Genomic DNA, 13603 nt, shown 5'->3' on the forward strand with positions numbered 1-13603 from the left:
CATAAATTTCATTATTTCCTAATTTTAAATTTTCGAGAGGAGAAATAATATGAATCCTATTTTATTAGATGTTCCGTTACAAATAGAAACAGACAGACTCATTCTTCGAGCACCACTGCAAGCAGGTGAAGGAAATGTAGTACACGAAGCTATTAAAGATTCAATTAGTGAATTAAAGCAGTGGTTGTTTTTATTCCAGTCAATTCCTACTGTTGAAGAAACGGAAATTCTCTTGAGAAATGCGCATATAGATTTTTTGAAAAGAGAAAGCTTTCGCTATCTTATCTACCATAAGGAGACGAATGATTTTATTGGAACTGCTAGCCTTCACGCAATTAATTGGAAGATTTCTAAATGTGAAATTGGATACTGGATTAACACGCAATTTAGTGGCAGTGGATATATGACAGAAACAGTAAGCGCGTTAACAAACCTTGGATTTCAGTTATTCAAATTTAGAAGAATTGAAATCCGATGTGAATCTAATAACACGAAAAGTCGTGCGATTCCTGAAAAACTAGGCTTTGAGCTTGAAGGGATATTACGCAATGAAGATGTTTCAGCTGACGGCAAACAACTAACTGATACCTGCATCTATGCAAAGATAAATTAGATTAAGACTTTAAAACTCGTTGCACAACATATCTTGAGGCTGATTTCTAAATTTAGAAGGTGGCTTTTTGATTTTTCACGGCAAAAGAAAAGACCTCCTTAACGATTGTATTCCATCGCTAAAAAGGTCTTTCTCTATTTCTGCCAAAAACTTAGCACTCTTCCGGCTTACCAGCATTCGATGCTGTACGGAAAGATGATCCACATCCGCATGATGCGATTGCGTTTGGATTATCAATTGTGAATCCGCCGCCAAGCATCGATTGTTTATAATCAACTTTTACTCCTTTAACAATTGGAGCACTTTCTTTATCGATAACAAATTCAACACCAAAAAATTCAAGAACTGTGTCGTCTTCTTTTGGTTCTACTTCAAATCCTAAGCCGTAAGAAAGACCACTACATCCGCCGCCGTGTACAGCAAGGCGCACGTACTTCTCTCCATCTTCAGCATCTTTTAACATATCTTTAATTTGAAAAGCTGCTTGTTCTGTTACTTCAATCATGAAATACACCATCCTTTCTGTTCTCATTCTATTATACATCTTTACGCTTCTATCTTGTACTCATACACTCCGCGGCAAATTACTTCCGCAGGTCCTTTCATTAACACATTTCCTTCTTCTGTCCATGCAATCATTAAATCGCCGCCAGCTAAATGAACTGTAATCTCTTTACCATGTTCCAGCTTTCCATTTAAAATAGCAGCTACAACTGCAGCACATGCTCCTGTCCCGCAAGCTTGTGTTACACCAGATCCACGTTCCCAAACACGGAAGTTCATCTCGTCATCATTCAAAATTTCGATAAATTCAACATTTACTCGCTCTGGGAACATTTCATGTGTCTCAAGGACTGGTCCAAGTGTTGTAAGTGGCGCTTTTTCTACATCATCAACAAAAATAACCGCATGCGGATTCCCCATTGAAACAGCTGTAAATGCATAACGATGATTATTGTATAAGAAGTTTTCACGAATAAACGGTGTTTCACCTTCACCAAGCATCGGGATTTCTGCACGTGTTAAACGTGGTGCTCCCATATCGATTTTTGCTAATGTAACTACACCATCTTCTACCGTTACTTCAGCCGTTACAATTCCGGCTAACGTTTCAATTGTGAAAACTGTTTCTTCTACTAGTTTATGCTCATACGCATATTTCGCTACGCAGCGTAAACCGTTGCCGCAGCTCTTCCCTTCTGAACCATCGTTATTAAACATGCGCATTTTCACCGGGGCTACGTCAGAAGGACAAATTAAAATCATTCCATCTGCCCCAATACCAGTATTAATATTTGAAACTTTTTCCGCCACAAGAGCTAAATCTTCTTCAAGAATTTGTTCCTCAAACATATTTACATATATATAACTATTGCCAAGACCATGCATTTTTGTAAAAGAAAATTGGCTCATTTGTATTCACTCCAAAAATAATTTGTTATTTTAAGTATAGAATGCATGCTTTTAGAACACAATATGAATGTCCCCCGTTTCTCATATTTGACAACATTTGGCGATGAGCCATTCTTGCACAAATTGTGTAGGAAAAAAGCCCTTCTAAAAGGGCCTTTTTTTATTTATATTCCGTATTATCCTACCCTGCGAAATAATATTTTATCTAATGGAAAAAGGTGCTGCCCATTCGCAACACCTTAAAACATTGGATTTTCATCCAAATACTCATATACATTATTAACAAGCTCTTCTACTGTCGATCCTTGTACTACTTCACCATTCACAAGGGCAAATGGGCCTTCAAAACAAATACCACAATATCCTAAACATCCATACTCCATTACATCTAAATTCGGATCTTTTTCTAATTTCTCTAAAGCTGCTTGTGAACCACTCGCGAGGTTACCTACACAAAATTCAATTAACGGTTTAATCAAAATTCTCCCCCCTGTACTACAAAACAAATTACCTTCTGACTTCATCTATAAGAAGAAAACTAAGCTGTTTCTTGTTGTTTTCATTACACTTACTAAACTATTCAATTCCTTCACTGTTTCACTTCAAAGCAAATATTCTTTTCTATATAAATATATTCACAACACTGCTTTTCGGCCTTCATAATGAAATAGTAACTAGAAAAGGAAAACAGTTTACTTTACTTTTCTTCTTATTGTACAACAGAGTATTCATTCATGCATTGTTATTTGTTCACAAATTCGATATAATTTGATTGAGTAAAGTCGAAATATTTTATTAATATAAAATTTTAGGATTAGGGGACATTTCAACAGAAAAGGGGTAATCCATCATGAAACACCTCGTAATACTAGGTGGTGGCTACGGTGGAATGAGAATTCTGCAACGGCTACTTCCAAGCAACCAACTTCCAGATGATGTACAGGTGACATTAATCGACAAAGTACCATACCATTGTTTCAAAACTGAATATTATGCATTAGTAGCGGGTACAATTTCAGAAACGCATATTCGCATACCGTTTCCTGAGCACCCACGCCTCAATATTCAATACGGCACAATAACAAATATTGATCTCGAAGAAAAAGCTGTTCATCTTGATGGCGGTGAAGCAATCCAATATGATGATTTAATTATCGGACTTGGCTGTGAAGATAAATATCATAACGTTCCTGGGGCAAAGGAATATACACACAGCCTACAATCAATTGAACAAACACGTAAGACATATGAACAATTAAATGGCCTAGAACCGAATGCTACAGTTGCTGTCGTTGGTGCTGGCTTAAGTGGCGTTGAAGTAGCAAGTGAACTTCGTGAGAGCCGTTCTGATTTAAAAATCTATTTATTTGATAGAAAAGATAGAATTTTATTCCCATATCCAGAGAAATTAAGTAGATATGTAGAAGAATGGTTTATAAAACATAACGTTACCATTATACGAAACTCTAACATTACCAAAGTCGAACCAAATATTGTGTACAACCACGATGAACCTCTTGCATGTGATGCAATCGTCTGGACAGCTGGTATTCAAGCAAATGAAGTTGTTCGAAACCTTCCGGTTGAACAAGATGGTAGCGGACGGGTTGTTTTAACAAAATATCACAATATTCCAAATGACGAGCACGTTTACGTTGTAGGAGATTGTGCAGCACTTCCACACGCACCATCTGCTCAACTTGCTGAAGGTCAAGGAGAACAAATTGTCCAAATATTATTAAAACGTTGGAATAATGAACCACTTCCTGATGAACTACCTGTTATTAAATTAAAAGGTGTTCTCGGTTCCCTCGGCAAAAAACACGGATTTGGTTTACTAGCAAACCAACCATTAATGGGACGTGTACCGAGATTATTAAAATCCGGTCTTCTTTGGATGTATAAATATCATAACGGTTAATACTTTACGAGCTGTCTACTATGTAGGCAGCCTCTTTTCATCAGTTGAAAAAATTTTTTTCATAAACAGAAATTATCAGAAATATTTTTCTCAATATTTATTCACAAAATTTTCTATTTTTATATTAAAAACTATTGATGAAAAGTGTATGCTATTTGTAAGTTGTTTTTATTATTTCCTTTAAGACCGAATTCATTCGGTCTTATTTTTTATGTGATAAATACTTTTATAGGAGGCATTACATTTCACTTATGAACTTGACGAAACTATACGATCGAATAGAAGCGAAGAAGAAAGAATTGATCTATCTCGTTGAAATGTACGGATTCACTCATGATAAAGTAATTTCTTTCAGTCAAGAATTAGATTGTTTACTTAACTTATTAATAAAACTCAAGACGAAGAAAAAACGTTGCTCTTTATAACCTTATTTTTCTATTTCTCTCTCTTTTTTGATACGATATAACTAGAATCAGAAAGGAGCAATTTATGTTTATATTAAAAGACGTTACATATAAAGATATACTACACATTCCTTATTTACAGATTCAAAAAGAGACAATCACTTGTATTATCGGTGAAAGTGGGAGCGGAAAGAGTACATTACTTCGCATGTTAAATGATTTACAATCTCCAACATCCGGTACAATCGAATATAACGGAAAACCAATTTCTGATTATCCCCCTATTCAATTACGCCGTGACGTAGTTATGCTCGGACAAACTCCACCTATTTTTGACGGAACAGTTAAAGACAATCTATTAATGGGACTTCGTCTTTCTGAAAAACCATCTCCAAGTGATGATACTTTGCAGAATGCATTAACGACTGTTAGCTTAAATAAAAATTTAGAAGACAACGCCGCTTCATTATCAGGCGGGGAAAAACAACGGCTTGCTTTTGCTCGCATCATACTTATGGATCCGCCTGTCTATTTATTAGATGAACCAACTTCGGCATTAGATAGTGATACAGAACGCCGCGTTATGAAGCAATTCACTATACTCGCAAGAGAAAAGAAAAAAACCGTTATCTTCATCACGCACTCGCAACAACTTCCAGAAGAAATTGCAGACGATATTATTGAAATTAGTAAAACAAACGGTGCAACTAGAAAGGGAGTGCTCTCAGTTGAAGGGCGTTATTGAACTCCAAATTTGGCAACTTGCTGCTGCCTATATTTTCATTCTTATTTTAATCGGACTTGTAAGATTAAAAGGGATACCTCGCGAGAAACAAATTGCGATCGCAACATTCCGTATGACCATTCAGCTCGTACTTGTTGCATATGTCCTTACATACATATTTGAAAACAGTAATCCATTTTATACAATTGCTCTCATTACCTCTATTACTACATTTGCTATTTTTAATATTTATAAACGAGTTAATATTCCGCTGTCCAAAGAATTAAAACGTGTAGCCGCTCTTTCCATGGTTGCGGGATCAATCGGACCATTACTACTATTTATCTTTGTTATTATCGGGCATAATCCGTGGTATGCACCGCAATATATCGTTCCTATTGCCGGCATGTTAATCGGTAATGCTATGACCGGTATTTGCCTCGGGGCAAACACCTTTTTAAACAATATGAAATCTCAAAGAGATCATATTGAAGGTACCCTTATGCTCGGCGCAACACCGAAAGAAGCAACTGCTCCCCTCATAAGGGACGCTTTTGATTCTGCTATTTTACCAACAATCAATTCCATGGTCGGTATGGGAATTATAAGCTTACCCGGTATGATGACCGGTCAAATATTATCCGGTGTATCACCGTTTACAGCAATTCAATATCAAATTGCTATCATACTCGGTATTTCAGGGAGTACTGCTTTCGCTGTCATTATCTTCTTACAGCTTGGATATAAAACATTCTTTAATAAGCGCTGTCAGTTGAAAGAAATTGACTATGATGCGAGGTGAATCGTGCGTAGTTCACGGCGAATGAAATTATATTAACGATTTTTTCAATATATCTATCATAACTTACAATATATCAACGATTTTTCAAATATATCTATCATAACTCAGAATATATCAACGATTTTGTACGAAATATCGATTTACCGACAAAAAGTGACATAATAAAAAGAGGAGGCGAATAGCCTCCTCTTTTTATTTGTCTTACGCCTTCTTAACGAACTGTGATTTTAACTTCATAGCTCCGAAACCGTCGATTTTACAATCAATATCATGATCTCCATCAACTAGACGAATACTCTTTACTTTCGTACCAATCTTCACAACTGAAGAAGTACCCTTTACTTTTAAATCTTTAATTACAGTAACAGCATCACCATCTTGAAGAACGTTTCCGTTTGCATCTTTTACAACTTTTGCACCATCATTATTTTCAGCTTCTGCTTCTTTGCCCCACTCATGAGCACATTCTGGACATACGAAAAGAACGCCATCCTCATACGTATATTCTGAATTACATTTTGGACAATTTGGTAAAGTAGCCATAAATTCATTTCCTCCGTTCATTATTTATACGTAAAAATCAAATTTGATGTTTACATGTCGATAAATAAAATTTGTATAGCATTTCTTTATAGTGCCATAGTCTTACGTTATTGACAAGCCTACCTCAAATTCTCATTTTTTATTGTATTTTACAAAATTTCAATTCGTATGGTGTTTACAATAAAAAAGAAGAACCTTCACAAGATTCTTCTTTTCAAAATGAATGAGTTCTCACTAGAACCCCCAACCATTCTCTTCAATATAAAATTGATACTCTTCTAACTCTTCTTCACTTAACTTCTTATTATTCTCATATACTTCTTGCCATTCAAAGTAACCTTCACTGAAATAAACAGCGAATTTAATTTTTACGTTTTTCTTCTCTGTATAGTCATAACCAGTAAACTCTACTACGTCATACTCTTTTTCTTTCTTCACGAACTTCCAAGTTGGATTATCAGTCATAACCTCTAAAGTAAATCCTTCATCACTTGAACGAACAACATTTTTAATATTCGGCTCAGTTGGTAAAAGAGAAAGTCCGAACATAGCTCCACCAAACACTATCCCCACTATAACTTGTAAACCAATCATACCAGCAGCACTAGCGCCGCCCTTTGATTGTAAGTAATACGCCTTCTTGTGATCCGGCATATCTTCTTCCTTATGTAAAACTCGAATAGCATGCTTATAATATAAACGGTTTCCTTGCCATCCAGTAAATATCATCATTCCTAATTGAAGAACTAAACTAACTGTTAAATAAATCCCATCTGAAATATCTATAAAAGGAGTTACAACGATACTAGGTACCGCCAATAACGTAAGTATAATAAACAACTTATACATTTTACGATAAGCTAACCAAAAAGTTGGGAAGAAAAATGCTACCCAATTCCACGTATTCCCTTGTGCTGGATTTTCTACTTTTCCCCATTTAAAGTCATAATACGCCGTATTCTTTTGAACAATCTTATGTAACTCTTGTGGAGAAATTGTTTCTTGTAAAACAGTGTCTTTCACGTACATCATCCTTTTCTTATTTCTATATACAGGTATTGTATATGTACAAAAAGAAGGAATCTAACAAAAAGTACATATATTTCATAAAAACGAGCGGAAATCGAATATATTCCGACAATTATCCGTTTATTATTTAATTTTACTTTAAAATATATTAAAATACTTATGAATCATACGTTTAATACACTAAGTTAAATGTTTTGTATGTTCACAAAAAAAGATGCCCCAAAATCATTTGGACACATCCTACTCCTATTATATAAATTACTATTATGGTATGGTCTAACCTAAAATCTCGACTTAAAAGACTTCACAAATTAACTTTCTACTATTTAAAACATATTTCCACTTACACAACTAATAAATAATCTATCATTAATTTCCTCAATTGATACAATAAAATCTATTTTAACAACATTTTTAGGGAGTTTCATTATATCTTTTACTTCGCCACATTCAGCATCAAGTATTATTAATTCTAAATTTGAAGTAACAATATAAATTTCCCCATCTTTATATAACAGAACCAATTATTGCATAATGTTTCACATGAAACTATCGACATTCCGGATTACCTTTCTACCATTTTCGACTGGTTTCAAACGTGGGCTTCTTATGAAAATTTAACAAAAATAAATATACATTCCATTACTCCGTTACTAGCTGTCGTTCCAATATTACAAGAAAAAGCGTGTCTGCTTCTTACCTGTTTTTCTTTCTACAAATTAAAACAGTACGAACAAGCTAATCACTATTTACAGCAATATTCACATTGCTCTGTGCATCTTAATAACGAGAAAAAAAAGTATTCTTTCATGAAGTTGATATGTATATGAAAAAACTAGTAGAAAGCACAATGTAAATGTACATTGTGCTTTCTACTAGTCCTTTATCACACTTTTTATATTTCCTCCTACAACTACCAAGTAATATTCATTTCTTCAAATGACGCTTTACTCACTTCTAACCTTTCACTACCCTCCGTCCCAATCATTGCTACTTCCTCTTTAGACAACTTAATTTTCTCGTTTGGATTTTGGATTTTTCTCTCATACACGAATTGTAAAAGTTCTATTTGTTCCGCTGTCAGTTCATACTCTTCTTCCAGTCTTTCAATTGCTGATTCCGTATCAAGTAATGGAATTTCTAATAAAAATCCACCGTGCTCTTCCATCTCTTCAAATGGATCAATTGAATACGCACCGCTATCCTCAATCCAAAATGCAGTTGTAATAAAAGGAACTGTTTCGCCTTCTACTTCTTCTAATACGTATTGAAGTGCTTCCTCTTTCGCAATGTCTATTACTTCCAAAGGTGCCCCTTCAAAATAATTTGCCGCATCAATCCACTCTTCAATTCTCTCGCTATTCACATCTTGCAGACATACGATCGTATAATCCGGATGAAACGTAATTGTCCCTCTTCCGCCTTGACTATCTTGCATATTATAGTTAAACCCATCCCATGAACTTTCATGCGAGAAATCAGGAGCATGTGCTACAAAAATTGCATCTGCAATCGACTTTAAGATACAACCTTTCCATAGTTGTTCTTTATTTATATGTAATTTATATTTACTCATCTGCTTTCCTCGCCTACATATTTTTTTATATTATCTTTCGAATTCTCATTCCGTGTAAAGTACTTTTTCATTATATAACAATAGTAAAAGCATCCTTCATACAAAGGATGCTTTCATTATTTTCTCTACCACTTCCCCCTACACTCTTCAATCATACTAAGCAAATATCTCTTCGTCATATCAGCCCTTCTCCAAATAGAAAGTTTCTTCTTCTCCTTTGGATCATACCTCATTCGCTCTACTTCTTTTAATAAAGGCTCCCATTCTTTCGCTGAGCGTTCTAACAAGTATTGCAATCCTCTATCTTTTGAAACAATTGTTTTATGATCTAACGTATATAAAATACGCCCCATCGTAACGACAGCTGATTCTACCCATTCTTCTATGAAAAACAAATAAGGACGCTTCGCTTTTTCACTCCAGTAATGTTCTACGTTATATTTCATTGTATTTACTACATCATCCCACTTTATTTGAAATGGAAGGTCTTCTACTTCTTTCCCGATAACTGTAATGCCTTGATTTTTTAATGTCCACCATGTGACCGCATTAATATCCCAATGACCTATATTCGCCTTACCATCTGCACAATACACGTACTCATTTATTTCATGATTGTATTTCCCTAAGTCAGCAAGCGGAATATACATACCGTCCATTCTTTTACCTAGCGTACTTTCACTCATTTTCTTATGCAGTTCTACAATTTGTTGTTTTTCAGCTTCATTCACGGAATCATTTAGTACTGCAACAAAATCAACATCGCTCGTTTCTATATGAAATGCACCTAGCGCAATAGAGCCGTAAACATATACTCCGACTATTTTTCCATCTAAAAAAATTTCTTTTAACCCTACTATGTACTGCTCCATTAACTGCTTTACTTCTGCTGGTAAAGCTTGTTTTATTCCATTCTCCACATCTATCCCTCCATTAAAAAAAGCCTTCGCAAATTCGCAAAGGCTTCCTGCTTTATAAATATTTCTCGATTTCCTCGTAAACATCCTTCAAACGAGGATTTCCTTCTCCAACAATCTCTCCATTCACAAGAACGACTGGATAAAATAAATCTTCTTCTACTACGCGCTCTGCGAATGCTTTTTTATCTTCATCTTCTTGTTCTTGTTGAAAATCAATATACTCGAAATTAAATTTATTTTCTTGTCCTTCATATTTACGACCAATCGCCGCTTGTAACCACTCAAACGTTTCTGTTGAAGATGGCATTCCGACGCAGCTCGCACAAATTACTTTCGTCCCATACACTTGCACATTAACCATTTCTTCTCCCCCACTTCTTGTTCTAACAGTATATTCAGATGTCTTAGTACATAAGCACATCATTTTACAAACTTATTCCATACCCCTATACTGAAAAAACACGTTGTACACATGATAAAATATTTCGACAATAAAACAAGAACAGAAAAAATAGATTTTCCCCTCTATCTTGATTATAATAAAACTGATGAAAGGAGTCGATAAAAATGGAAAACCCACATATGCAAGAACAAGTACTAGAAGTACTAGATAAATTACGTCCGTTCTTACTTCGCGATGGCGGAGACGTTGAATTAGTAGACATTGAAGAAGGTATCGTAAAATTACGCCTTATGGGTGCATGCGGAAGCTGCCCAAGTTCTACAATCACACTAAAAGCTGGTATCGAGCGCGCGTTACTTGAAGAAGTACCAGGCGTTATTGAAGTAGAGCAAGTATTTTAATTAAAAGCGGAAGCGGCTCGTTCAAAATGTGCCTCGGTGGAAGAAGCGAAGCCACCGAACATTTTAGCCGCTGGAGCTAGATATTAATTAAAAGCAGAAGCGGCTCGTTCAGAATCGCTTCCTAGAAAGAGACCCCAATGGGTCTCTTTTTTTATTCAAATAACACTTCTACTTTAACATCATAAAACAAAATTGGAAATCCTTCTCAAAAAATGCGATAATTAATACTATATAGTGAATCGTTCACACATATAAAGTGAAACTATAATCAGTGGGTGTTTACGGGCATCCCGATTCCCACAAATAGCGGGATGAAGTAAAAAACATAGGGGGACGACACATGCCAAAAATGGGGAACACTTTTTTAACAATTCAAGAACTAGAAGAGAAAAAAGAATATTTATTAGGCCTTTCGTCCGTTATACCAACATGGAATACAAGCTATCAATTTTTATTTAAAGAAATCCAGCAAGAATTATTGAGTAAAGTAAATGAAAAAATCGAAAGAAATCAATTCATTTTAAATATATGTGCAGATCAACAGGTAGGAGCATAATGTATTACATACAATTGCGGTATAAAAAAGAGACCTCAATCGGTCTCTTTTTTATACTTTTAAGATAGCCAATCTAATTTTCTAATCCCTAACTTATCAATTGGCAAACGAAGTGATCCATAAAAATTCCTCATAAATTGCTCAGAGCGGTTCACATCATGTAAAATAGCTTCTAAGCGATCTCTATATATACTTTTTTGTTCTTCATTCCCAGTTTGGTAATATCGTTCGACCGTTTCAAAATAGTGGAGCGGGAACAGGAGCCTTGCAAATAATAAGCGCCAACCAAATGAGGATAGCGAATAATTGCGTTCATAATCTGTAACAAATTGAACGATTGTTTGCTCCCAGTCTTTCTTCTTTTCAATCATTATATAGCGAATCAATTCTGCTATATCTCGAGTGGGATGATCATACACCCACTCAAAAGGAAGTTTTAGACGCTTCGTTTGATGCCATAATAAAGGTGTAAATCGCTCCTGGCAAATTGTTGCCGCATCGGTCATTTGTGGCGTATCATCCATCTCTGTATCGACAACATACTGAATTGCATTTTCCGCAACTCCTAAATAATACGGGAAGGATTCGATAAACAATTGATCGAATACGTCTGTAGGGTGGTTCATCACTTGTGATTGCCAAAATTTTTCTAATTGATCGAGCCTTTTTTCCCATAACGCTTTCCATTCACCAATGCGGCTTAATTGCTCAATTTCTTCTGGAAAGAATGCACCTCGTTTATGGAATATAGAAAGCTCACTTCCTAATGACATAGCATGTCGTTCTAACGTGCGCATACCTTTTAATAAGCAGTAATTTTGTTCTTCTATCTCACTTACATAGTAGCCGTGTATAGTCGGAACGAAAGTCGCTACAGTCATATCCCCTTGCTGGTTCATATAGTCACTGAGCTTTTTCATCTCTACAAGTACTTCTTCCTCCATTTTTCCAATTGGAACAAGTACATAAATTTTGTTGCGAATCCAAAAGCTTTTATAGGGGCCAAGGGGGATTAATTCTTTAACATGCATGTGATAATGCTCATAAATATGCTGAATCATCGCAGTCGCCACCTATGGTTTTTCTTTATATATATGAGCTTGTGCTCGCCTTTCATTCCTATGCACATGATAAAGCAACGAAACGTATACAAATACTAAAAAGAAAAAAAGGTGATAAACATGAAAGAATCAAATCAACTACAAGAAAGAGCATTACAACTATTACAAGAACGCGGTGTAACAATTGACGATATTGCTGAACTTGTTCATTTTCTTCAAAAAAAATATCATCCAAATTTAGAGATGTCAGAATGCCGTTATAACGTTGAGCGTGTATTATCAAAACGTGAAGTACAAAACGCACTAATTACTGGTATCGAACTCGATGTCCTTGCTGAAAAAGGAATGTTAAGTGCGCCGTTACAAGATATCGTAAAACGTGATGAAGGCTTATACGGAATTGATGAAGTTATCGCACTTTCTATCGTTAACGTGTACGGCTCTATCGGTTTCACGAACTTTGGATATATCGATAAATTAAAACCTGGTATTTTAGAATACTTAAATGATAAATCAACTGGCAAAGTGCATACATTCCTTGATGATATCGTTGGCGGAATCGCTGCCGCTGCTTCAAGCCGTTTAGCGCACCGAGCTGATCACTCGGAATAATAATAATGCTTTCTAGACCGTCAGTTTTATGCTGACGGTCTTTCATATTCCATGAGCATAAATTCTCTTCCGCGGCTCAAAAATATAGGTCCTTGCTGAAAACCTATATTTTTATATAGCGTAATTGCTCTTGTATTAAATGTTGCTACACTTAATCGAAACATTTTTGCATTAAACTCTTTCGTGGCAAACGCTATTCCAGCTTTGAAAAATTCTTTCCCCATTCCTTTCCCTGTTAACGCCGGCTTCATACCAAGTCCGATATCAATCAGATTTTCTCCACCATATAAATTAGCATCTCTTCCACCTGGTACTTGTGCATTTTCTCCAAAACAAAAATAGCCGATGAACTCTCCTTGATCGTCACAACAGCCATAATACGTTCCATCTAATAGCTCTTCTATCACTTCTTTCTCGCCTGAAAAACTATATAAATTATATGGTTCCTCGTAGGTCCACGTATTTATCTCATTTGCTTCTTCTACCGTTAACTTATGTATATCCATCCTTCTCTCTCCTTATCAAGTGTTCTATATACTCATTCATTCTCCGCACCTTATTTCCCTCTAATTGAAATATGCAGAATTGCATGCACACAAACATTACACAAATGGTACAATTTATT

18 protein-coding genes and 2 pseudogenes are annotated in these 13603 nt (G+C 35.4%); 9 read left to right on the forward strand and 11 right to left on the reverse strand.

The window, feature by feature from the left end; translation table 11 throughout:
• The first annotated feature begins 49 nt into the window (after positions 1 to 49).
• Positions 50 to 613, forward strand: coding sequence for a GNAT family N-acetyltransferase (locus JDS95_RS22630; protein ID WP_001068203.1), 564 nt, complete (start codon positions 50 to 52; stop codon positions 611 to 613).
• Between the two features lie 151 nt (positions 614 to 764).
• Here the strand turns inward: JDS95_RS22630 and JDS95_RS22635 are convergent, their stop codons facing one another.
• The 3 genes from JDS95_RS22635 to JDS95_RS22645 form a co-directional block, all read right to left on the reverse strand.
• On the reverse strand, positions 765 to 1118 hold the full coding sequence (locus JDS95_RS22635) for a HesB/IscA family protein (protein ID WP_000573823.1): 354 nt from the start codon (positions 1116 to 1118) through the stop codon (positions 765 to 767).
• Between the two features lie 41 nt (positions 1119 to 1159).
• Complete coding sequence (gene dapF, locus JDS95_RS22640; RefSeq protein ID WP_000077378.1) at positions 1160 to 2026, reverse strand: diaminopimelate epimerase; 867 nt, start codon at positions 2024 to 2026, stop codon at positions 1160 to 1162.
• A gap of 239 nt (positions 2027 to 2265) precedes the next feature.
• Positions 2266 to 2505, reverse strand: coding sequence for a YuzB family protein (locus tag JDS95_RS22645; RefSeq protein ID WP_000595027.1), 240 nt, complete (start codon positions 2503 to 2505; stop codon positions 2266 to 2268).
• A gap of 371 nt (positions 2506 to 2876) precedes the next feature.
• On the opposite strand from JDS95_RS22645, the gene JDS95_RS22650 reads away from it, so the two are divergent.
• The 4 genes from JDS95_RS22650 (at position 2877) to JDS95_RS22665 (ending at position 5877) form a co-directional block, all read left to right on the forward strand.
• Positions 2877 to 3947, forward strand: coding sequence for an NAD(P)/FAD-dependent oxidoreductase (locus JDS95_RS22650; protein ID WP_000682063.1), 1071 nt, complete (start codon positions 2877 to 2879; stop codon positions 3945 to 3947).
• A 251-nt stretch (positions 3948 to 4198) separates the two neighbouring features.
• A complete protein-coding gene (locus JDS95_RS22655; protein ID WP_001054622.1) occupies positions 4199 to 4372 on the forward strand; it encodes an aspartyl-phosphate phosphatase Spo0E family protein in 174 nt (57 codons plus the stop codon).
• A 64-nt stretch (positions 4373 to 4436) separates the two neighbouring features.
• Positions 4437 to 5096 (forward strand): ABC transporter ATP-binding protein, encoded by a 660-nt coding sequence (locus JDS95_RS22660; protein ID WP_000470290.1) that lies wholly within the window; start codon positions 4437 to 4439, stop codon positions 5094 to 5096.
• Positions 5080 to 5877, forward strand: coding sequence for an ABC transporter permease (locus JDS95_RS22665; protein ID WP_000679274.1), 798 nt, complete (start codon positions 5080 to 5082; stop codon positions 5875 to 5877). The genes JDS95_RS22660 and JDS95_RS22665 overlap by 17 nt, the downstream gene beginning before the upstream one ends.
• Positions 5878 to 6078: 201 nt before the next feature.
• Here JDS95_RS22665 and phnA read toward each other — a convergent pair whose 3' ends face one another.
• The 3 genes and pseudogenes from phnA to JDS95_RS32175 form a co-directional block, all read right to left on the reverse strand.
• Positions 6079 to 6420: an alkylphosphonate utilization operon protein PhnA gene (phnA, locus tag JDS95_RS22670; RefSeq protein ID WP_000212733.1), complete on the reverse strand. Its 342-nt coding sequence runs from the start codon at positions 6418 to 6420 to the stop codon at positions 6079 to 6081.
• Between the two features lie 234 nt (positions 6421 to 6654).
• Positions 6655 to 7449, reverse strand: a complete 795-nt coding sequence (locus tag JDS95_RS22675; protein ID WP_002045631.1) for a DUF2628 domain-containing protein — start codon at positions 7447 to 7449, stop codon at positions 6655 to 6657.
• A gap of 326 nt (positions 7450 to 7775) precedes the next feature.
• Positions 7776 to 7970, reverse strand: a pseudogene (locus JDS95_RS32175) (hypothetical protein); the annotation flags it as partial.
• On the opposite strand from JDS95_RS32175, the pseudogene JDS95_RS22680 reads away from it, so the two are divergent.
• A pseudogene (locus JDS95_RS22680) lies at positions 7965 to 8305 on the forward strand (DUF4304 domain-containing protein); the annotation flags it as partial. The pseudogenes JDS95_RS32175 and JDS95_RS22680 overlap by 6 nt on opposite strands.
• A gap of 57 nt (positions 8306 to 8362) precedes the next feature.
• Here JDS95_RS22680 and JDS95_RS22685 read toward each other — a convergent pair.
• From JDS95_RS22685 to JDS95_RS22695, 3 genes are all read right to left on the reverse strand, one after another.
• Positions 8363 to 9025 (reverse strand): hypothetical protein, encoded by a 663-nt coding sequence (locus JDS95_RS22685; RefSeq protein WP_000049711.1) that lies wholly within the window; start codon positions 9023 to 9025, stop codon positions 8363 to 8365.
• Between the two features lie 125 nt (positions 9026 to 9150).
• Positions 9151 to 9945: a nucleotidyltransferase domain-containing protein gene (locus JDS95_RS22690; RefSeq protein ID WP_002045632.1), complete on the reverse strand. Its 795-nt coding sequence runs from the start codon at positions 9943 to 9945 to the stop codon at positions 9151 to 9153.
• 52 nt (positions 9946 to 9997) lie between these two features.
• Positions 9998 to 10306, reverse strand: coding sequence for a YuzD family protein (locus tag JDS95_RS22695; protein WP_000248598.1), 309 nt, complete (start codon positions 10304 to 10306; stop codon positions 9998 to 10000).
• 206 nt (positions 10307 to 10512) lie between these two features.
• Between JDS95_RS22695 and JDS95_RS22700 the strand changes: the two genes are divergently transcribed.
• Positions 10513 to 10749, forward strand: coding sequence for a NifU family protein (locus tag JDS95_RS22700; RefSeq protein WP_000431159.1), 237 nt, complete (start codon positions 10513 to 10515; stop codon positions 10747 to 10749).
• A 340-nt stretch (positions 10750 to 11089) separates the two neighbouring features.
• The gene (locus JDS95_RS22705) at positions 11090 to 11305 is read left to right on the forward strand and encodes a hypothetical protein (RefSeq protein ID WP_001125484.1); all 216 of its coding nucleotides are present in this window, start codon (positions 11090 to 11092) and stop codon (positions 11303 to 11305) included.
• 59 nt (positions 11306 to 11364) lie between these two features.
• Here JDS95_RS22705 and yutH read toward each other — a convergent pair whose 3' ends face one another.
• Positions 11365 to 12366 carry a spore coat putative kinase YutH gene (gene yutH / locus JDS95_RS22710; RefSeq protein ID WP_000614221.1) on the reverse strand — a complete coding sequence of 334 codons (1002 nt, stop codon included), beginning with the start codon at positions 12364 to 12366 and terminating at the stop codon, positions 11365 to 11367.
• A 120-nt stretch (positions 12367 to 12486) separates the two neighbouring features.
• Between yutH and JDS95_RS22715 the strand changes: the two genes are divergently transcribed.
• A complete protein-coding gene (locus tag JDS95_RS22715; RefSeq protein ID WP_000665097.1) occupies positions 12487 to 12978 on the forward strand; it encodes a phosphatidylglycerophosphatase A family protein in 492 nt (163 codons plus the stop codon).
• 26 nt (positions 12979 to 13004) lie between these two features.
• Here the strand turns inward: JDS95_RS22715 and JDS95_RS22720 are convergent, their stop codons facing one another.
• Complete coding sequence (locus tag JDS95_RS22720) at positions 13005 to 13484, reverse strand: GNAT family N-acetyltransferase (protein WP_000351182.1); 480 nt, start codon at positions 13482 to 13484, stop codon at positions 13005 to 13007.
• Positions 13485 to 13603: the final 119 nt, after the last annotated feature.

This window comes from Bacillus cereus group sp. N24 (assembly GCF_016483345.1).
GTDB classification, from domain to species: domain Bacteria; phylum Bacillota; class Bacilli; order Bacillales; family Bacillaceae_G; genus Bacillus_A; species Bacillus_A toyonensis.